Raw genomic sequence first — 17268 nt, forward strand, 5'->3', positions numbered from 1 at the left:
ACGCGTGCAGTCGCCGCGCACGCGCACGTTCTACAGCAGGACCAGGGTGGCCAGGCCGAGGAAGCTGAGGAAGCCCATCACGTCGGTCAGCGTGGTCAGGATCACCCCGCCTGCCAGCGCCGGGTCGAAGCCCAGGCGCTTGAGCGTCAGCGGCACCAGCACGCCGCCCAGCGCGGCGGTGAGCAGGTTGATGGTCAGGGCCGAGCCGATCACCAGCGACAGCAGCGGCTGCTTGAACCACAGCAGCACGATCAGGCCCAGGCCGATGCCCAGCGCCAGGCCATTGATCAGCGCCACCGCCAGTTCCTTGCGCAGCAGCACGATCACGTTGGAGGCGCCGATCTGGCCCAGGGCCAGGCCGCGCACCATCAGCGCCAGCACCTGGGTGCCGGCGTTGCCGCCCATACCGGCCACGATCGGCATCAGCGCGGCCAGCGCCACCAGCTTGGCGATGGTGCCCTCGAACTGGCCGACCACGCTGGAGGCGATGAAGGCGGTGCCGAGGTTGATCGTCAGCCACAGCAGGCGGCGCCGGAACGCGCGCCGCACCGGGCTGAACAGGTCCTCGTCCTCGTCCAGGCCGGCCGCGCTCATCGCCTGGTGCTCGGCCTGGTCGCGGATGATGTCGACCACGTCGTCGATGGTGATGCGGCCGAGCAGGATGTTGTTGTCGTCCACCACCGGCGCGGAGATCCAGTCGTGGTCGGAGAACTGCCGCGCGACCTCGTCGGCGCCCTCGCCGACGTCGATGGCTGGCTGCTCGTCGTCGATCAGCCGGTTGATCGGGGTGGAATCCTCGTGGGTCACCAGCGCCGCCAGCGACACCCGCCCCAGGTACTGGTGGCGGCGGCTGACCACGAACAGGTGGTCGGTGTGGTCGGGCAGCTCGCCGCGCAGACGCAGGTAGCGCAGCACCACATCGACGTTGACGTCGGCGCGCACGGTGACCACGTCCGGGTTCATCAAGCGCCCGGCGCTGTCCTCGGGATACGAAAGCACCTGCTCGAGCCGCTCGCGGTTCTCGCGGTCCATCGACTTGAGCACTTCGTCGATGACCGTGTCCGGCAGGTCCTCGACCAGGTTGGCGAGGTCGTCGATGTCCAGGTCTTCGACCGCGGCGACGATTTCGTCCGGGTCCATGTCCGCGAGCAGGCTTTCGCGCACTTCCTCGCCGACGTGGAGCAGCACCTCGCCGTCGTCCTCCGGATCGACCAGCCCCCACACCACCTCGCGCTTGCCCGGCGGCAGCGACTCCAGCAGGTTGCCGATCTCGGCCGGCGCCAGCGTATTGACCAAGCGCCGCACCGGGCCCAGGCGCCCGCTGTCCAGCGCATCGGACAGCATGCGCAGCTGCCGCGCGGTCTTGTCGTGGCGGACGGCGTCGGCCATGCGCTGCTCCCTTCGGTAGAGGCCGCGCTCCGGAGAAACGCGGTCGGTCAGATGTTCATCCCAACATTATCGCCTGCATGTTGCGGGAAGCACAGTGTTGGTGGAGCCGGGAGTGGGGAATCGGGAATCGCAAGTGCAGAGCGAAGCAGGGTCAGTGCGCTCGGAGAAAGGCGAGGGAGTAGGGAGCGATCAGCTTGCTTTTGGGGACGTGGGTGAGAGGCAAAGGGTAGGTGGGGAGCAGGGAGCACTGAGGAGGAAGTAGAGAGCAGGGCAGAGAGCGGGAACAGAAGGCAGGAAACAGAAGTCAGAAAGTTGGGGAGAGGGATGCTGACGGGAGATGGCGCATCTACGCAGACACGCGGGCGGCGGCTTTTTGTGGGAGGGACTTCAGTCCCGACGCGATAGGGGGCCAGGCGTCGGGACTGAAGTCCCTCCCACAAGGATGCGATACAGGCTGAAGGAGTCGAAGGCGGAGATCGCGATGCGTGCCTGCGCGTGCGGCGGCCCGGTGTTCTGTAGGAGCGGCTTCAGCCGCGACGGTGGTGCCGACCAGGTTTGTCGCGGCTGAAGCCGCTCCTACGAAATGCAACGCAGCACACGCACGGGAACTACCCGATCGCGCAGCCCAGCCAACGCTCGATGCCCTTGCGGTCGCGGGCCTGCAGCAGTTTGGTGCCGCGCTGGCGCAGGGCCTGCAGGTCGGTGTCGCGGATCACCTGGCGCACTTCCAGCATCGTCGCCGGGTGCAGGCTGAACTCGCGCAGCCCCAGCGCCAGCAGCATCGGCGTCAATGTCGGGTCGCCGGCGATTTCGCCACACACCGCCACCGGCTTGCCGTGGGCCTGGCCGGTGGCGATCACCTGCGCGATCAGGCGCAGCACCGCCGGATGCAGCGGCGAATACAGCTCGGCCACCGCCTCGTTGTTGCGGTCGGCGGCAAGCAGGTACTGCACCAGGTCGTTGGTGCCGATCGACAGGAAGTCGATGACGTCGATGAAGGTGTCCAGCGCGAGCGCCGCCGCCGGCACCTCGATCATCGCGCCGAGTTGCACCTGCTCGGCGATGGCATGACCGTCGCGGCGCAACTGCGCGGCGATGCGCTTGAGATGGCGGCGCATCGCCAGCAGTTCCTCGCGCGCGCTGACCATCGGCACCAGCACCCGCACCGGCCCGTAGGCGGAGGCGCGCAGCAGCGCACGCAACTGCGTGTCGGAGACCTTCGGCCGGGCCAGCGACAGGCGCACGCCGCGCAGCCCCAGTGCCGGGTTTTCTTCATTGCTCATGGTCAGGCCGGTGCGATCGGCCTTGTCCGCGCCCAGGTCCAGGGTGCGGATGGTGACCGGCCGCCCGCTCATGCCCAGCACCGCGTCACGGTAGGTGTGGAACTGTTCTTCCTCGTCGGGCAGGGCGTCGCGCTGCAGGAACAGGAATTCGGTGCGGTACAGGCCCAGGCCGTCGGCGCCGAGGGCATGCGCGCGGGTGACGTCGTCGCGCGACTCGGCGTTGGCCAGCAGGGTGATGTCCACGCCGTCGCGGGTGCGGCTGGGCTTGGAGCGCAGCTTGCTCAGGCCGCGCTGCAGCCTGGCCTGCTCGCGTACGCGGCTGCGGTAGTCGCGCAGGTCGTCCGGGGTCGGGTCGACCAGCACCGCGCCCTGGGTGCCGTCGACGATCAGCACGTCGCCGTCGTTGATCTTCTGCAGCGCGTCGGCGACGCCGACCACCAGGGGCAGGTGCAGGCTGCGCGCCAGGATCGCGCTGTGCGACAGCGTGCTGCCGGCGCTGGTGACGATGCCGACCACGCCCTGCGCCTGCAGTTGCGCCAGTTCCGACGGTGCCACGTTCTCGCACACCAGGATCTCGCCGGCCAGGCCTTCGCTGTCCGGCTGGCGCTTCTGCAGGAACGCATGGATCCGCCCGATCACATGGTCCAGATCGTCCATGCGGCTCTTGAGGTAGGCGTCTTCCATGTCGTCGAACACGGTCGCCAGGCGGTCGCGCTGCAGGCGCAGCGCGTAGTCGGCGCTGTAGCGGCCGGTGCGGATCAGTTCGTCCAGGCCGTGCAGCAGTTCCGGGTCGTCCAGCAGCAGCGCGTGCAGGTCGAGGAACTCGCCGACCTCCTTGGCCAGGGCGCCGTGCAGGCGCTGGCGTAGGCCGTGCATCTCCTCGCGCGCGGCGTCCACCGCGCGGTGCAGGCGATCGAGTTCTTCGGGGATCTGCGCTGCGCCGATGCGTTGCTCGGCCACATCCAGCGCATGCGGCAGGCGCACCCGCGCCCGGCCCAGGGCATTGCCGCGCGAGGCGCCATGGCCGGCGATGCGCACGCTCACCGCGCGTGCCCCGTGCGGCGGCACCGCGTCCCTGCCTGCGGCCGCCGGCGGCGCATGCTCAGCTGTCCTCGTCGAAGCGCCGCTCGAACAGGTCGACCACGGCCTTGAGCGCCTCGGCTTCGTCGGCCCCGTCCACCCGCACCGTCACCGGCGTGCCTTGCGCGGCGGCCAGCAGCATCACGCCCATGATGCTCTTGGCGTTGACCTCGCGGCCCTTGGCCGCGAGCGTGGCATTGCAGCGGAACGAGGACAGCGTCTGCACCAGCTTGGCAGTGGCGCGGGCATGCAGGCCGAGGCGGTTGGAGACCAGCAGTTCGCGTTCAAGCATCGTCGATCACCACGCCGTTGCGCGAGCCGGCGGCGGCGGTCGCGGGCAACTGCTCCAGTCCTTGTTCGGGGTAGTTCATGATCCGCAGCAGCATCGGCAGGCTCAGCGCGGAGACGCGCCGCACCGGCGTGCCCAGGCGCGCCAGCCGCGCGGCGAGGTTGCTCGGGCTGGCCCCGTACAGATCCGTCACCACCAGCACGCCATCGCCATCGTCCACCCGCCGCAACGCCGCAGACGCCTGCGGCAGCAGCGCGTCGAGGTCGGCATCGAACGGCACGTCGAACGCTTCGGTTTTCAGCGGCAATTGCCGCAACAGCCGGGTCGCCACGCTCAGCAGCGCGGCGCCGATCCCAGGGTGGGTGATGAGGAGAATGCCACAGGCCATGGGAGAACGTTAACAGGTCAGGCAGGGCGCAGGGAATGCCTGTGGGGAGCGGAGATTGGGGATTCGGGATTGGGGATTCGCAAGAGCCAGAGCAATGCCGCTTTTGCCAATCCCGAATCCCCGATCCCGAATCCCGGCTTTTCGATCAATCCTGCTCGCGATGGAAGGTCGCCACTTCCGGCCAGCCCTGTTCGCGGGCGTGGCGGGCCAGGCGTTCGGCCAGGTAGACCGAGCGGTGCTTGCCGCCGGTACAGCCGAAGGCGATGGTCACGTAGCTGCGGGTGTCGTTGCGCAGCCGCGGCAGCCAGGTGTCGAGGAAGTCGATCAGCTGCGCGGTGTAGCGCTGCACGTCCGGCTGCGCGTCCAGGTACTCGCGCACGCCGCTGTCGCGGCCGGTCATCGGGCGCAGTTCCGGGTCCCAGTGCGGATTCGGCAGCACCCGCGCATCGAACACGAAATCCGCCTCGGCCGGCACCCCGCGCTTGTAGGCGAAGGACTCGAACAGCAGCGACAAGGTGTTCTCGGCGGACAGAGCGAACTCGGTGGTGACCCGCCGGCGCAACTGGTGCACGTTGAGCGTGCTGGTGTCGATCACCGCATCGGCCGCCTCGCGCAGCGGCTCGGTCAGGGCACGCTCGCGCTCGATCGCCTCCGGCAGCGACAGACCCTGGCGCGACAACGGATGGCGCCGGCGGGTGTCGGCGTAGCGCTTGATCAGCGCCTCGTCGTTGGCGTCGAAGAACAGCAGCCGCGCATCCAGGCCGAACTGCGCCACCGCCTCGCGCCAGCGCGAGAGCTGGGTCAGGTCGCTGTGGCGGCTGCGCACGTCGATGCCCACCGCCAGCTTGCTGGGGCCGGCATCCTCGCGCACCAGGCTTTTGACGAAGGCCGGCAGCAATTCCACCGGCAGATTGTCGACGCAGTAGTAGTCCAGGTCCTCGAAGGTCTTCAGCGCCACCGACTTGCCGGAGCCGGACAGGCCGCTGACGATGACCAGGGTGGAGGTGTTGGCGCCGGCGGTCATGGGGTGCGCCGCTCCAGCAGGTTGCTGTGGCGGGCGATGAACATCGCTGCCGGATCGATGCCCTTGGTGCGCAGGATGTGCAGGCGCGTGGCGGCCTCGGTCAGCACCGCCAAGTTGCGGCCGGGCATCACCGGCAGGGTGATCAGCGGCACGTCCAGGTCCAGCACGTGGCGGGTGCCGGAATCGCCGGTGAGGCGCTCGTAGCCGTGGGGCGTGGGCTCGGTCATGGGCCGGGTCAGATGCACGATGAGCCGAAGGTACTTGTTCTTCTTTACAGCCGTGTCGCCGAACATCTCACGCACGTTCAGCACGCCCAGCCCGCGCACTTCCAGCAGGTCCTGCAGCAGTTCCGGGCAGGTACCGTCGAGCACGTCGGGGGCGATCTGGGTGAATTCGGGCGCGTCGTCGGCGACCAGGCGGTGGCCGCGGCTGAGCAGTTCCAACGCCAGTTCGCTCTTGCCCGAGCCGGCCTCGCCGGTGATCAGCACGCCGATCGAGTAGATCTCCATGAACACGCCATGCAGGATCACCCGCGGCGCCAGCGTGCGTGCCAGGTGGTAGGAGAGGTGATTGAGCAGTTCGTGGCCGCGCTTGGGCGAGACCCACAGCGGCGTATCGGATTCGTCGGCGGCCGCGCGCAGGTCCTCCGGGCACGACTGGTTCTTGGTGACCACCAGCGCCAGCGGCCGCACCTGCACGATCTTCTCGATGGTCTCCCAGCGCTGGCGTGCGTCCAGCGAGTCCAGCCAGGCCAGTTCCTCGGTGCCGAGGATCTGCACCTTGTTGGGGTAGATGGTGTTGAGGTAGCCGGCCAGCGACGGCCGCCGCGAGACCGCATTGCCGGCCTCCAGCACCCGGTGCTCGCCCTTGTGCCCGGCCAGCCAGCGCAGGCCGAGGCGGTCGCGCTGCTGGTCGAACAGCTCGCGTGCGTCGATGCTGGTGTTCATGCGGCGGCCCGTGGCGCGCCGCCGAGCAGCGCATACAGTGCGGCGGCGTCCGGCGCGTTGCGCAGGGCGTCGCGGAATTCCTCGATGGAGAACTGCTCGGCCAGTTCGGACAGCAGCATCAGGTGTTGGTGGGTGTAGTGCGCCGGCACGGCCATGGCGAAGATCAGGTCGACCAGGGTGCCCTGGCCGTCGAAATCGATCGGCTGTTGCAGGCGCAGCAGTGCGCCGCGTGGGGCGTCCAGGTCCGGCGCGCGGCCGTGCGGGATGGCGATCCCATGGCCAATGGCGGTGCTGCCGAGCTGCTCGCGCTCGCGCAGGCTGGCGAAGAGTTCATCGCCGCCGGCCTGCTGGCAGGCCAGCAGACCGGCGGCGGTGTGCAGCAGGGTGTCGCGATCGGCGGCCGGAAGCACCTGGGTGCTGACGGCCGCCATCAGATCGGTCAAGGGCATGGCGGCGCAACGTGGAGAGGATCACGCGAGATTGTCGCGCACCTCGGCCGCATGATGGTCGTGCTTCTTTTCCTTGTGCTTGATGATCAGCCGGTCCAGCTTGTCGGCGAGCAGGTCGATGGCCGCGTACATGGTCTGTGCGCTGGCGTCGGCGTGCAGGGTGCGGCCGGGGACATTGACGGTGGCCTCGACGTGATGGTCGGGCTTGCGCAGCGCCAGTTGGGCGCGGACCTCGATGGTTTCCTCGTAGTGTCGCTTCAGCCGTTGCAGCTTGGTCTCCACATACTCGCGCAGGGCGGGGGTGACTTCGATCTGCTGGCCGTAGGTCTCGATACGCATCGGATACTCCTTGGTTCGGGTTTCACACCTATGAACCATCGCCGCCGCTAGCCGATTCGAACGCGTTCGTGGGAGGCGGAGATGTTCATGGCCTCACGATACTTCGCCACGGTGCGGCGCGCTACAGGCACGCCGGCACTTTTCAGCAGGTCGGCCAGCTTGGCGTCAGAAAGCGGCTTGCGCGGATTCTCCGCATCGATCAGCCGGCGGATCATCGCCTGGATCGCAGTGCTGGAGGCTTCGCCGCCGCTGTCGGTGTCGATGCCCGAGGCGAAGAAGGCGCGCAGCGGGATGGTGCCGCGCGGGGTGCGCACGTATTTGCGGGCGATGGCGCGCGAGATGGTGCTTTCGTGCAGGCCCAGTTCGCCGGCGATCTCGCGCAGGGTCAGCGGCCGCAGCGCCTGTTCGCCGAACTCCAGGAAGCCGGCCTGCTGCTTGAGCAGGCACCGGGTCACCTTGAGCAAGGTCTCGCCGCGCGCCTCCAGGCTCTTCAGCAGCCAGCGCGCTTCCTGCAGTTGCCCGCGCAGGTAGCCGGCGTCGCTTTCGCCGCACTGGCGGATCAGCCGCTCGTAGCCGCGGTGGATGGTGACCTTGGGCTGGGCATGCGCCGACAGCGCCGCATGCCAGACGCCACGCTGGCGCCAGACCACGCAGTCCGGCACCACGTAGGTGTCGCTGCCCAGTTCGCCGATCTGCTTGCCCGGGCGCGGGTCCAGCGAGCGCAGCAGCGTGACCGCGGTGTCGACCTCCGCCGTCGGCCGCTTGAGTTCGTGGGCCAGTCCGGCCACGCCACTGCGTGGCAGGCGTTCCAGCGGGCCATGGGCGATGGTGCGTGCCAGGGCCAAGCCCGGCGTGTCCTCGGGCAGGGTGTCCAACTGCAGGGTCAGGCACTCGCCGAGGGTGCGCGCGGCGATGCCGGCCGGGTCGAAGCGCTGGATCTGGTGCAGCACGGTGAGGATCTCGTCCTCCTCGGCGGCGATGTCCGGGCGCAGGGTCTCGGCGATCGCGGCCAGCGGCTCGCGCAGGTAGCCGTCGTCGTCGAGCGCGTCGATCAGCGCCGCGCCGATGCTGCGGTCGCGCGCCGACAGCGGCGACAGGTGCAACTGCCACAGCAGGTGATCGATCAGGGTGTCCGGCTCGGCCACGCGCTCGGCCGCGCTGCCGAGGTCGTCGTCGTCGAACGAACCGCCGCTGCCGCCGGCCCAGGCCGGCTCGGCGTCGGCCCAGTCGGCGCCGTCGCTGACCGGCGCGGATTCGCCGCGGTCGCCATCGCCATCGCTGCGTGTGTCGCCTGTCGCGTGGTCGAGCTCATGGCCATGATCGGCGCCGTCGCCGCGTTCGAACGCCGGTGCGGCGTCCTCGGACCATTCCAGCAGCGGATTGCTCTCCACCGCCTCGGCGATCTCCACTTCCAGTTCGGCGCTGGACATCTGCAACAGCTTGATCGCCTGCCGCAACTGCGGCGTCATGACCAGGTGCTGTCCCAGCGATGTCTGCAGCCGTGCTTTCATGCCTGTACCGAGCGCGGAAGGAGCGTAGCCGGCGCGTGCGCGGTCAGAGCCTGAAGGTTTCCCCGAGGTAGACGCGGCGCACGTCGCTGTTGGCCAGCAGCGCTTCCGGCGCCCCCTGCGCCAACACGCTGCCCTCGTTGAGGATATACGCCCGGTCGCAGATTCCCAAGGTTTCGCGCACGTTGTGGTCGGTGATCAACACGCCGATGCCGCGCTGCTTGAGGTGGGTGACGATGCGCTGGATTTCGCCGACCGAGATCGGGTCGACGCCGGCGAAGGGCTCGTCGAGCAGCATCAGACGCGGCTTGGCCGCCAGCGCGCGGGCGATCTCGCAGCGACGGCGCTCGCCGCCGGAGAGGCTGGCGCCGAGCTGGTCGGCGACGTGGCTGATCTGCAGTTCGTCCAGCAGCGCCACCAGCTCGCGTTCCTGGCCGGCGGCGTCCAGGTCCTCGCGCAGTTCCAGCACCAGGCGGATGTTGTCGGCGACGCTGAGCTTGCGGAACACCGACGGTTCCTGCGGCAGGTAGCCGACGCCGAGCTTGGCGCGCTTGTACATCGGCAACGCGGTGATGTCGTTGCCGTCGAGCACGATGCGCCCGGCATCGGCGTCGACCAGGCCGACGATCATGTAGAAGCAGGTGGTCTTGCCGGCGCCGTTGGGGCCGAGCAGGCCGACCACTTCGCCGGCCTCCAGGGTCAGTGCGAAGTCGCGCACCACTTCGCGCTGCTTGTAGCGCTTGCGCAGGCCTTCGGCGAGCAGCATCACTGGCCTCCTTGCTTGGCCGGCTTGGCGGGTGCCGCGGCCGGCTTGGCGGCGGGCTTGGCGCCGTTGGCAGGCGTGGCGCCCGGAGCAGCGCCGGCGTTCTTCGGCTGGATCACCGTATGCACGCGCGTGCCGTCGCCACCGCCCTGCATGTCGCCGGTCTTGGTGTTGTAGACCATGCGCTGCCCGGCATTGGTGCCCTTGGGCGAGGTCATGCGGTAGTTGCCGGTGAGGATCACCGTGTCGGTGGGCACCTTGTAGTCGATGTTGTCGGCGACCGCGTCCATCGGCGAGCCGTCGTCCAGTTCCTGCTTCAGGGTGGCCTGCTTGCCGGTCAGCACGACGCGATCGATGTCGCCGTTCTTGCGGAACAGGTCGGCGGTATCGGCATGGATCTCCAGCGTGCCCTGGATGATGACGACATTGCCGAAGAAGCGGACCTTGCCGTCGTCGGCCATCATGTTGCCGTCCTGCGCATCGGACTTGATGTCCATCGGCTGGTTGCGGTCGGTCGACTTGGCCAGCGCCAGGGTCGGCAGCAGCAGGGCGAGCAGGGCGAGCTTAGCGGGCAGCATTCGGTTCATAACGGGACTTGACCTGTGAAAGGAGCTTGTACTGCCGGGATTTCAGGTCGACCTGGAAGCCGACGCCGGTCTGCATCATACCGGGCCGGGTCATCGTGACCGGGTCGGCGGTGCGCGCGCTGTTGGTCTGCGGGAAGACGTCCAGGCTCTGGGTACGGAAAGTAGTGGGCGGGATGCTGGGCACCTTGGGGCTGTCGCCGGCGACGTCGCCGCGCAGGCGCAGTTCGTCGCCGTCGGCGCTGACCCAGCCGGTCTTGCTGCGCATTTCCCAGTGCTGGCCGTTGGCGTCGGGCAGCAGGAACAGCGGGGTCACGATCGACATCGTCTGGTCGGCGCGGCTGCGCTCCATCTGCGGCGCGCGCAGGGTCATCGCTTCCTTGCCCTGCTTGTCCAGGCTGACGATCTCGAAGTCGCGGGCGATGTAGTCCACGCTGGCTTCGTCGGAAGGATTGCGGCTCGGCTTGCTGCGTTGGTTCCAGGCCGACCAGCCGCTGATCAGCGCCCCGACCAGCAGCAGGCCGCCGAGGGTGGTGCGCCAGTTCATGCGCCGTGCTCCTGCAGCAGTGAGGGGACGTGGCCCTGGGCGGCCAGCAGAACGTCGCACAGTTCGCGGGCGGCGCCTTCGCCGCCGCGGGCGCGGGTGGTCCAGTGCACGTGTTCGGCCGTCCAGGGATGCGCGTTGGCCGGGGCGACGGCCAGGCCGACCATGCGCAGCGGCGCCAGGTCGGGCAGGTCGTCGCCCATGAAGCAGACCTGCTCCAGGCTGATGCCGCGCTCGTCGCACAGGGCCTGCACGCCGGCACGCTTGTCCTTGACGCCGATCTGCACCAGCAGGCCCAGTTCCTGGCCGCGCTTCTCCGCGGCCAGGCTCGGCCGCGCGGTGATCAGCGCCACCTCGATGCCGTGCCGGCGCAACTGCACCAGGCCCTGGCCGTCGAGCACGTTGAAGGCCTTGCTCTCGTTGCCGTCGCGGTCGTAGTACAGGCGGCCGTCGGTCAGCGTGCCGTCGACGTCGAAGCACGCCAGGCGGATCCGGGCGGCGCGGTCGATCAGGTCGGCGGGAAGGTCGGCCAGCGGGGAATAGGGCATGTTCGGGATATCGGGGCGGGGAGGCCGGCTTTCCAGCGGCCAGGGCCAGCGGCGTGGGGCACCGCGGGCAGTGAACGGGTTCAGCCTGTTAAACCACTCTGGCGCGCAACAGGTCGTGAATGTTGAGCGCGCCGACCGCGCGGCCGGCCGCGTCGACCACGATCAGGCCGTTGATCTGGTGGGTCTCCATCAGCCGTGCGGCCTCCGCGGCGAGCTGGTCGGCGCCGATGGTACGTGGCTGCCGGGTCATCACCTCGGCGATGCGGGTCTGGCGCACGTCCAGCGCGCTGTCCAGGGCGCGGCGCAGGTCGCCGTCGGTGAACAGCCCGAGCAGGCGATCCTCGGCGTCCACCACCGCGGTCATGCCCAGGCGCTTGCGGCTCATCTCCACCAGCGCCTCGCTGAGGCTGGCGTCCTCGCGCACCTTGGGCAATTCGTCGCCGCGGTGCATGACGTCGGTGATGTGCAGCAGCAGGCGGCGGCCGAGGCTGCCGGCCGGGTGCGAGCGGGCGAAGTCGTCGGCGGTGAAGCCGCGCGCGTCCAGCAGCGCCACCGCCAGCGCATCGCCCAGCGCCAGCGAGGCGGTGGTGCTGGAGGTCGGCGCCAGGTCCAGCGGGCAGGCCTCGGCCGGCACGCTGACGTCCAGGTGCAGGTCGGCCTCGCGCGCCAGCGTGGACTGCGCGCGTCCGGTCATCGCGATCACCGCGTTGCCCTGGCGCTTGAGCACCGGCAGCAGCATCAGGATCTCGTCGGACTCGCCGGAGTATGACAGCGCCAGGACCACGTCGGCATCGGTGATCATGCCCAGGTCGCCGTGCCCGGCCTCGCCCGGGTGCACGAAGAACGCGGGAGTGCCGGTGGAGGCGAGAGTGGCGGCGATCTTGCGCGCCACGTGGCCGGACTTGCCCATGCCGGTGGCGACCACGCGGCCGCGCGAACCCAGGATCAATCGGCAGGCGGCGGCGAAGTCGGCACCGATGCGCGCGCCGACCGCCGCCAGCGCGGCCTGTTCGATCTCGACCACGCGACGGCCGCTGGCGACCAGGCCGGCGTCGTCGGGCATCGTGGGAGACAGGGGCGATACATCCATGCGGGTGCCGGTCGGAGGGTAGAATGGCCGATCATTTTATTAGGAAAGCCCGGTGGACGCCGAAACCATCCGTAAACTCATCGAGGCCGGCCTGCCGGACGCGCAGGTGCAGGTGCAGGGCGACGACGGCGTGCACTTCGAGGCCACCGTGGTCAGCGCCGCCTTCGCCGGCAAGCTGCCGCTGGCCCGCCACCGCATGGTCTACGCCACCCTGGGCGATCTGATGGGCGGGGCGATCCACGCGCTGGCCCTGAATACCCTGACCCCCGAGCAGGCCGGGCGCGCCGCCGGCTGAGCCGCCGCGCCCGTTTTTCCCTTTTTCCCTTCCCCCACGAGACCCATGGCCAAAATCGTAGTGACCGGCGGCAACGCGCTGCACGGTGAAGTGAACATTTCCGGCGCCAAGAACGCCGTGCTGCCGATCCTCTGCGCGACCTTGCTGGCCGATGCGCCGGTGGAGATCACCAACGTGCCGCAACTGCACGACGTGATCACCACGGTGAAGCTGCTCGGCGAGCTTGGCGCGGAAGTCACCATCGACGAAGGCACGCTGGCGCGCGGCAGCGCGATCACCGTCGACCCGCGCAAGGTCGACCAGCACGTCGCCCCGTACGAGCTGGTGCGCACCATGCGCGCCTCGATCCTGGTGCTGGGCCCGCTGCTGGCCAAGTTCGGCGCGGCCGAAGTGTCGCTGCCGGGCGGCTGCGCGATCGGTTCGCGGCCGGTCGACCAGCACATCAAGGGCCTGCAGGCGCTGGGCGCGGAGATCAGCGTCGAGAACGGCTACATCAAGGCCAGCAGCAACGGCCGGCTCAAGGGCGGCCGCTACGTGTTCGACATGGTCAGCGTCACCGGCACCGAGAACGTGCTGATGGCCGCGGCCCTGGCCGAGGGCACCACCGTGCTGGAGAACGCGGCGATGGAGCCGGAGGTCAGCGACCTGGCCGACTGCCTGATCGCGCTGGGCGCGAAGATCGAAGGCGCCGGCACCTCGCGCATCGTCGTGCACGGCGTGGAGCGCCTGTCCGGCGGTCGCCACGCGGTGCTGCCGGATCGCATCGAGACCGGCACCTTCCTGGTCGCCGCGGCGATGACCGGCGGCAGCGTCACCGTGCGCCGCGCGCGCGCCGACACCCTCGACGCGGTGCTGGACAAGCTCACCGAGGCCGGCGCCAGCATCGAGACCGGCGAGGACTGGATCCGCCTGGACATGCACGGCAAGCGCCCGCGCGCGGTCAGCCTGACCACCGCGCCGTATCCGGCATTCCCCACCGACATGCAGGCGCAGTTCATGGCGCTCAACTGCGTGGCCGACGGCGTCGGCGTGATCAACGAAACGATCTTCGAGAACCGTTTCATGCACGTCAACGAACTGCTGCGGCTGGGCGCGGACATCCAGATCGAAGGGCACACCGCGATCGTGCGCGGCGCCGAGCGGCTCAGCGGCGCGCCGGTGATGGCCACCGACCTGCGCGCCTCGGCCTCGCTGATCCTGGCCGGCCTGGTTGCCGACGGCGACACCACCATCGACCGCATCTACCACCTGGACCGGGGGTACGAGAACATCGAGGAGAAGCTGGGGGCGCTGGGCGCGTCCATCCGGCGCGTCGCATGATCCTCAGCGGCCGCTTCAGCCGCCGGCGCAAGGTGTTGCTGGCGATCGTGGTGGTGCTGCTGGCCTGGGTCGGCTATGCCTGGTACACCGGCATCGCCATCACCCAGGGCATCGAGGAGCGCGACATGGACTGGAACGGCGACGGCCAGGTCACCCGCGACGAGATCTGGCAGTCGTTCTACGCGGTCGGCGTCAGCCGCACCCACAACGGCCCGCGCGAGTGCAGCACGTTCTACTGGCGCAGCACCGGCGCGCAGATCCGCGTGGATTGCCGCACCACCTTCAAGGCCGCGCCGGCGGAGAAGAAGTAGCGGCGTGGGGCAGGGCGCTGCCCAGTCGGCGCCCGCGTTGGGAGTGCGGTGGGGAAAGGCACGGCCGGTCGTTACGATCCATGTGCCGTGGTTAGCAGTCGACGTGCGCCGCTTGGGGTCTGCCGCAAGTCGCCAGCTGGTTTCCGCAAGACGATTCGCATCCGCGCGTCGGGGCTGAAGCCCCTCCCACATGGGAAGCACCATGGGCAGGGAGTTGCTGTTGCGAATCCCGAATCCAGGCTCACCGCGTCGCGGCTGAAGCCGCTCCTACATGGGAAAAACCCGGGCGGGGGGCCGCTGTTCGATTCCCCAATCCCGGCTCCCCAATCCCAGCCCCCACACGGGAACGATCACGCGCGGGGAACCGCTTTCACGATTCCCCATTCCCAATTCCCCATTCCCGGCTCTTCAGCGCAACGCCTTGATCGTCAGGTCCAGCGCGTCCTGGCCGTTCTCGCGCTGCAGGATGCGCACCGGCACCGGCATGTCCGGCACGATCCAGGCCACGATTTCCTTGGAGCCGTCGGTGCGGCTGACCTTGGTCGCCTGCTCGGTCTTGCCGTTGACGGTGACCGCTTCCTTGCCGGCGATGCGGTAGGTCATCGGCTTGGCGCGGCCCTCGTCGACCATGCGGTAGCTCGGGGTCTTGCCGGCGTTGACGTCGCGCGCGATCGCCAGGTTGATCAGCAGCGCGTCCATGTCGCCCGGCTGCAGTTTCACCGGGCCGCGGCGGTCGGCCTTGAGGTCGCCGCCCCAGGTCGCCTGGCCGGTGCTCCAGTCGTAGTTGGCGGTCACCGCCTTCTTCTTGATCAGGAACACCGAGCGGTCGTCGCTGCTGAGCGGACGCAACTGCCCGCCTTTTTCCTCGAACACGGTGCTCTGGCTGAGGTCGGCGACCTGGTTCTTGATCGCCAGGCTGTAGCGCCAGCGGTCGCCGCCTTGCTTGGCCAGGGTCATCACGCCGTTGGCCTGCATGCCCATGTAGCTGGCCTGGTAGTCCGCGGTGAACGGCTCCAGGGCCAGGGCGGGCAGGCTGGCGGTGGCCAGCAGGGCAGCGGCGAGGGCGGTCAGCGGGCGGGCGATGCGGGTCATGGTCAGGCTCCTTGGTATTCGGTCAGGCGCAGGTCGATGCGGTCTTCGCCGTCTTCGCGCTGCAGGATGCGCACCGGCGTCGGCACGCCGTTGGCGATCCACAGGATGGTCTCATTGCGGCCGCCGTTGGTGCGCGACACCCGCAATGCGTCGTAGCTGATGTCGCCGACCTGCACGGTCTCGGTCTGGTCGGCGGCGCGGTACACATGTTCGCGTACCCGGCCGACGTCGACGAAACGATAGGTCATGGTCTTGCCGGGCTGCGCGTCGCGCATCAGCGAGAGGTTGAGCAGCAGCGCGCTCTGGTCGCCGGGCTGCAGCGGGATCGGCGCCTGCCGGTCCTTCTTCAGGTCGCCGTCCCAGCGCGCCACGCCCTGCTTCCAGTCGTACACCCCGGTGACCTTCTTGCCGAAGAACACCGCCTTCTTGACCGTGCTCTGGCTCTGCGGGACGTAGCGGCCGTCTTGCACGGTGAACACCGTGCTCTGCTCGATGTTCAGCCCAAGGATGCTGGCGAAGCCGCTGCGGCCGTGCACGCCCAGGTCGACCCGCCACTGGTCGCCGCCGGTATGCACCACGTCCATGCGCGCGTCGCCGGCCGGCTTGCCCTTGTATAGCGCGTCGTAGGTGGCGACGAAGGGCTGCAGCGGCGGCGGCGTCCATGCCTCCGCCGGCAGCGCCGGCGCCGCTGCGGTGGCCGGTGCGGGCGCGGCGGTGGCGGGCGGTGTCGGAGCAGGAGCGGTCTGCGGCACCGGCTGCGCGACGGGTGCCGGCGCGACCTGCGCAGCGACGATGGGCGCCAGCAGGCCGAGGCCGGACGCGACGAGGAGGGCGAACGGACGCGGAGCGAGCTTCATGGGATCGGCTGGCGTGAGCGGGAGGGAAGAGGGGAGGGGCCGCGGACAGGTGCGGCAGCGCATTCAGGGAAGCAGCACGTCGTCGCAATCTAGGCGCATCGGACTAAACCGGCACTGACCGTCCAGCCACACCTTGCCGTCCCGTTCAGCCAGGCGGCCTGCTGCCGCCAGCCGCAGCACCGCGCACAGCAGCCGGTGCTCGCGCGGCAGCAGGCGCTGCGCCAGGTCGTCCGGGCCGTCGCCGGCCTGCACCGGCACCCGTACCTGCGCGATCACCGCACCGGCATCCAGTTCCGGCACCACGAAATGCACGCTGGCGCCGTGCTCGGCGTCGCCGGCCGCCAAGGCCTGGGCGTGGGTGTGCAGCCCGCGGTACTTGGGCAGCAGCGAGGGGTGGATGTTGAGCAGGCGTCCGCCGAAACGCTGCACGATGCCGGCACCGAGGATGCGCATGTAGCCGGCGCAGACCACCCAGTCCGGCTGCGCCGCGGCGACGGCGTCGCCCAGCGCCTGGTCGAACGCGGCGCGGTCGGGGAAGGTCTTGGGCTGGGCCGCCCAGCGTCGGTCCGGCGCCACCATCGCCAGCGCCGGCGCCTCGGGACGGTCGCCGAATACGCCGACCACCTCGGCATCGAGGGTGCCGGCGGCGATCGCAGCGAGGATGGCCTGCAGGTTGGAGCCGCGGCCGGAGGCGAGCACGGCGAGGCGAAGCGTCATCGGACAGGGTTCCGGAACAGGGCGCCCACCGCGGGGCGTTGCAGCGTCAGCAAGGTGGCGATGCCCAGCGCAGTGCCAAGCGGGAAGCCGAAGCAGGTGATCGCGGCGCCGGCGTAGCACAGCCCCAACCGGCGACGTTGGCGCAAGGCCTGCGCTACCAGGATGTTGAGGACCAGGGAAAGCAGGATGACGCCCAGCAGGAACGACAGCATCGCGATCGCGATGACGCCGCCCTGGGCCTCGTCCGGGCTCTGGCCGACGGCGTTGAGCTGCGCCTCCTCGTGCACGCCGTAGGCCAGGACGGCACTCACCAGCAGCATCGCCACGATCTGCATCCCCGCCATCACGCCATACAAGGTCGACAGCGTGTTCAAGTCGAAGTTGGCGCGCGCCACCTCGGTGTCGGAGTGGCCGCGTGCGGGAAGAGGCGGTGGCAGCGACATCGTCGGTC

General features: G+C 69.4%; 21 protein-coding genes. 3 read left to right on the forward strand and 18 right to left on the reverse strand.

Annotation, left to right across the window (positions count from 1 at the left end; translation table 11 throughout):
- Window positions 1-30: 30 nt before the first annotated feature.
- The 14 genes from mgtE to J7357_RS00930 form a co-directional block, all read right to left on the reverse strand.
- The gene (gene mgtE / locus J7357_RS00865; protein WP_209244233.1) at window positions 31-1389 is read right to left on the reverse strand and encodes a magnesium transporter; all 1359 of its coding nucleotides are present in this window, start codon (window positions 1387-1389) and stop codon (window positions 31-33) included.
- Window positions 1390-1997: 608 nt separating this feature from the next.
- Complete coding sequence (ptsP, locus tag J7357_RS00870) at window positions 1998-3716, reverse strand: phosphoenolpyruvate--protein phosphotransferase (RefSeq protein WP_209244234.1); 1719 nt, start codon at window positions 3714-3716, stop codon at window positions 1998-2000.
- 58 nt (window positions 3717-3774) lie between these two features.
- Window positions 3775-4044: an HPr family phosphocarrier protein gene (locus tag J7357_RS00875; RefSeq protein ID WP_010344110.1), complete on the reverse strand. Its 270-nt coding sequence runs from the start codon at window positions 4042-4044 to the stop codon at window positions 3775-3777.
- Window positions 4037-4429 (reverse strand): sugar transporter, encoded by a 393-nt coding sequence (locus J7357_RS00880; protein WP_010344109.1) that lies wholly within the window; start codon window positions 4427-4429, stop codon window positions 4037-4039. Before J7357_RS00880 ends, J7357_RS00875 begins: the two co-directional genes overlap by 8 nt.
- 145 nt (window positions 4430-4574) lie before the next feature.
- Window positions 4575-5453, reverse strand: a complete 879-nt coding sequence (gene rapZ, locus J7357_RS00885) for an RNase adapter RapZ (protein WP_209029728.1) — start codon at window positions 5451-5453, stop codon at window positions 4575-4577.
- Window positions 5450-6400 carry an HPr(Ser) kinase/phosphatase gene (hprK, locus tag J7357_RS00890; RefSeq protein ID WP_209029729.1) on the reverse strand — a complete coding sequence of 317 codons (951 nt, stop codon included), beginning with the start codon at window positions 6398-6400 and terminating at the stop codon, window positions 5450-5452. Before hprK ends, rapZ begins: the two co-directional genes overlap by 4 nt.
- A complete protein-coding gene (locus J7357_RS00895; protein WP_209244235.1) occupies window positions 6397-6849 on the reverse strand; it encodes a PTS sugar transporter subunit IIA in 453 nt (150 codons plus the stop codon). Before J7357_RS00895 ends, hprK begins: the two co-directional genes overlap by 4 nt.
- Before the next feature lie 21 nt (window positions 6850-6870).
- Window positions 6871-7188: a ribosome-associated translation inhibitor RaiA gene (gene raiA, locus J7357_RS00900; RefSeq protein ID WP_010344105.1), complete on the reverse strand. Its 318-nt coding sequence runs from the start codon at window positions 7186-7188 to the stop codon at window positions 6871-6873.
- A 47-nt stretch (window positions 7189-7235) separates the two neighbouring features.
- Window positions 7236-8699, reverse strand: a complete 1464-nt coding sequence (locus J7357_RS00905) for an RNA polymerase factor sigma-54 (RefSeq protein ID WP_209244236.1) — start codon at window positions 8697-8699, stop codon at window positions 7236-7238.
- 43 nt (window positions 8700-8742) lie between these two features.
- The gene (lptB, locus tag J7357_RS00910) at window positions 8743-9462 is read right to left on the reverse strand and encodes an LPS export ABC transporter ATP-binding protein (RefSeq protein ID WP_019799410.1); all 720 of its coding nucleotides are present in this window, start codon (window positions 9460-9462) and stop codon (window positions 8743-8745) included.
- Complete coding sequence (gene lptA / locus J7357_RS00915; protein ID WP_029562261.1) at window positions 9462-10046, reverse strand: lipopolysaccharide transport periplasmic protein LptA; 585 nt, start codon at window positions 10044-10046, stop codon at window positions 9462-9464. Before lptA ends, lptB begins: the two co-directional genes overlap by 1 nt.
- Complete coding sequence (gene lptC / locus J7357_RS00920; protein ID WP_019797526.1) at window positions 10024-10590, reverse strand: LPS export ABC transporter periplasmic protein LptC; 567 nt, start codon at window positions 10588-10590, stop codon at window positions 10024-10026. Before lptC ends, lptA begins: the two co-directional genes overlap by 23 nt.
- Complete coding sequence (locus tag J7357_RS00925) at window positions 10587-11135, reverse strand: HAD hydrolase family protein (RefSeq protein ID WP_209244237.1); 549 nt, start codon at window positions 11133-11135, stop codon at window positions 10587-10589. The genes lptC and J7357_RS00925 overlap by 4 nt, the downstream gene beginning before the upstream one ends.
- 88 nt (window positions 11136-11223) lie before the next feature.
- Window positions 11224-12225 carry a KpsF/GutQ family sugar-phosphate isomerase gene (locus J7357_RS00930; RefSeq protein WP_209244238.1) on the reverse strand — a complete coding sequence of 334 codons (1002 nt, stop codon included), beginning with the start codon at window positions 12223-12225 and terminating at the stop codon, window positions 11224-11226.
- A gap of 52 nt (window positions 12226-12277) precedes the next feature.
- On the opposite strand from J7357_RS00930, the gene J7357_RS00935 reads away from it, so the two are divergent.
- The 3 genes from J7357_RS00935 to J7357_RS00945 are packed head-to-tail and all read left to right on the forward strand — an operon-like array spanning window position 12278 to window position 14151.
- A complete protein-coding gene (locus J7357_RS00935; protein ID WP_160970872.1) occupies window positions 12278-12520 on the forward strand; it encodes a BolA/IbaG family iron-sulfur metabolism protein in 243 nt (80 codons plus the stop codon).
- Window positions 12521-12565: 45 nt separating this feature from the next.
- Window positions 12566-13840, forward strand: coding sequence for a UDP-N-acetylglucosamine 1-carboxyvinyltransferase (gene murA / locus J7357_RS00940; protein WP_209244239.1), 1275 nt, complete (start codon window positions 12566-12568; stop codon window positions 13838-13840).
- Window positions 13837-14151, forward strand: a complete 315-nt coding sequence (locus tag J7357_RS00945) for a hypothetical protein (protein ID WP_019799405.1) — start codon at window positions 13837-13839, stop codon at window positions 14149-14151. The genes murA and J7357_RS00945 overlap by 4 nt, the downstream gene beginning before the upstream one ends.
- A gap of 408 nt (window positions 14152-14559) precedes the next feature.
- Here the strand turns inward: J7357_RS00945 and J7357_RS00950 are convergent, their stop codons facing one another.
- The 4 genes from J7357_RS00950 to J7357_RS00965 form a co-directional block, all read right to left on the reverse strand.
- Window positions 14560-15243: a DUF3108 domain-containing protein gene (locus J7357_RS00950; RefSeq protein WP_010344095.1), complete on the reverse strand. Its 684-nt coding sequence runs from the start codon at window positions 15241-15243 to the stop codon at window positions 14560-14562.
- A gap of 2 nt (window positions 15244-15245) precedes the next feature.
- On the reverse strand, window positions 15246-16100 hold the full coding sequence (locus J7357_RS00955; protein WP_209244240.1) for a DUF3108 domain-containing protein: 855 nt from the start codon (window positions 16098-16100) through the stop codon (window positions 15246-15248).
- 63 nt (window positions 16101-16163) lie between these two features.
- Window positions 16164-16817: a phosphoribosylglycinamide formyltransferase gene (gene purN / locus J7357_RS00960; RefSeq protein WP_209244241.1), complete on the reverse strand. Its 654-nt coding sequence runs from the start codon at window positions 16815-16817 to the stop codon at window positions 16164-16166.
- A complete protein-coding gene (locus J7357_RS00965) occupies window positions 16814-17260 on the reverse strand; it encodes a hypothetical protein (protein WP_209244242.1) in 447 nt (148 codons plus the stop codon). The genes purN and J7357_RS00965 overlap by 4 nt, the downstream gene beginning before the upstream one ends.
- Window positions 17261-17268: the final 8 nt, after the last annotated feature.

The sequence above is a fragment of the Xanthomonas sp. D-109 genome (assembly GCF_017746095.1).
Classification (GTDB): Bacteria; Pseudomonadota; Gammaproteobacteria; order Xanthomonadales; family Xanthomonadaceae; genus Xanthomonas_A; species Xanthomonas_A sacchari.

Bases quoted from the DNA above. Each gene is read 5' to 3' on its own strand.
- J7357_RS00945 (WP_019799405.1), top strand. From the start codon at position 13,837: ATGATCCTCAGCGGCCGCTTCAGCCGCCGGCGCAAGGTGTTGCTGGCG.
- J7357_RS00880 (WP_010344109.1), bottom strand. From the start codon at position 4,429: ATGGCCTGTGGCATTCTCCTCATCACCCACCCTGGGATCGGCGCCGCG.
- lptB (WP_019799410.1), bottom strand. From the start codon at position 9,462: ATGCTGCTCGCCGAAGGCCTGCGCAAGCGCTACAAGCAGCGCGAAGTG.
- J7357_RS00895 (WP_209244235.1), bottom strand. From the start codon at position 6,849: ATGCCCTTGACCGATCTGATGGCGGCCGTCAGCACCCAGGTGCTTCCG.
- rapZ (WP_209029728.1), bottom strand. From the start codon at position 5,453: ATGACCGCCGGCGCCAACACCTCCACCCTGGTCATCGTCAGCGGCCTG.
- lptC (WP_019797526.1), bottom strand. From the start codon at position 10,590: ATGAACTGGCGCACCACCCTCGGCGGCCTGCTGCTGGTCGGGGCGCTG.
- J7357_RS00905 (WP_209244236.1), bottom strand. From the start codon at position 8,699: ATGAAAGCACGGCTGCAGACATCGCTGGGACAGCACCTGGTCATGACG.
- J7357_RS00950 (WP_010344095.1), bottom strand. From the start codon at position 15,243: ATGACCCGCATCGCCCGCCCGCTGACCGCCCTCGCCGCTGCCCTGCTG.
- raiA (WP_010344105.1), bottom strand. From the start codon at position 7,188: ATGCGTATCGAGACCTACGGCCAGCAGATCGAAGTCACCCCCGCCCTG.
- hprK (WP_209029729.1), bottom strand. From the start codon at position 6,400: ATGAACACCAGCATCGACGCACGCGAGCTGTTCGACCAGCAGCGCGAC.
- purN (WP_209244241.1), bottom strand. From the start codon at position 16,817: ATGACGCTTCGCCTCGCCGTGCTCGCCTCCGGCCGCGGCTCCAACCTG.
- J7357_RS00955 (WP_209244240.1), bottom strand. From the start codon at position 16,100: ATGAAGCTCGCTCCGCGTCCGTTCGCCCTCCTCGTCGCGTCCGGCCTC.
- J7357_RS00875 (WP_010344110.1), bottom strand. From the start codon at position 4,044: ATGCTTGAACGCGAACTGCTGGTCTCCAACCGCCTCGGCCTGCATGCC.
- J7357_RS00930 (WP_209244238.1), bottom strand. From the start codon at position 12,225: ATGGATGTATCGCCCCTGTCTCCCACGATGCCCGACGACGCCGGCCTG.
- lptA (WP_029562261.1), bottom strand. From the start codon at position 10,046: ATGAACCGAATGCTGCCCGCTAAGCTCGCCCTGCTCGCCCTGCTGCTG.
- J7357_RS00965 (WP_209244242.1), bottom strand. From the start codon at position 17,260: ATGTCGCTGCCACCGCCTCTTCCCGCACGCGGCCACTCCGACACCGAG.
- mgtE (WP_209244233.1), bottom strand. From the start codon at position 1,389: ATGGCCGACGCCGTCCGCCACGACAAGACCGCGCGGCAGCTGCGCATG.
- J7357_RS00925 (WP_209244237.1), bottom strand. From the start codon at position 11,135: ATGCCCTATTCCCCGCTGGCCGACCTTCCCGCCGACCTGATCGACCGC.
- murA (WP_209244239.1), top strand. From the start codon at position 12,566: ATGGCCAAAATCGTAGTGACCGGCGGCAACGCGCTGCACGGTGAAGTG.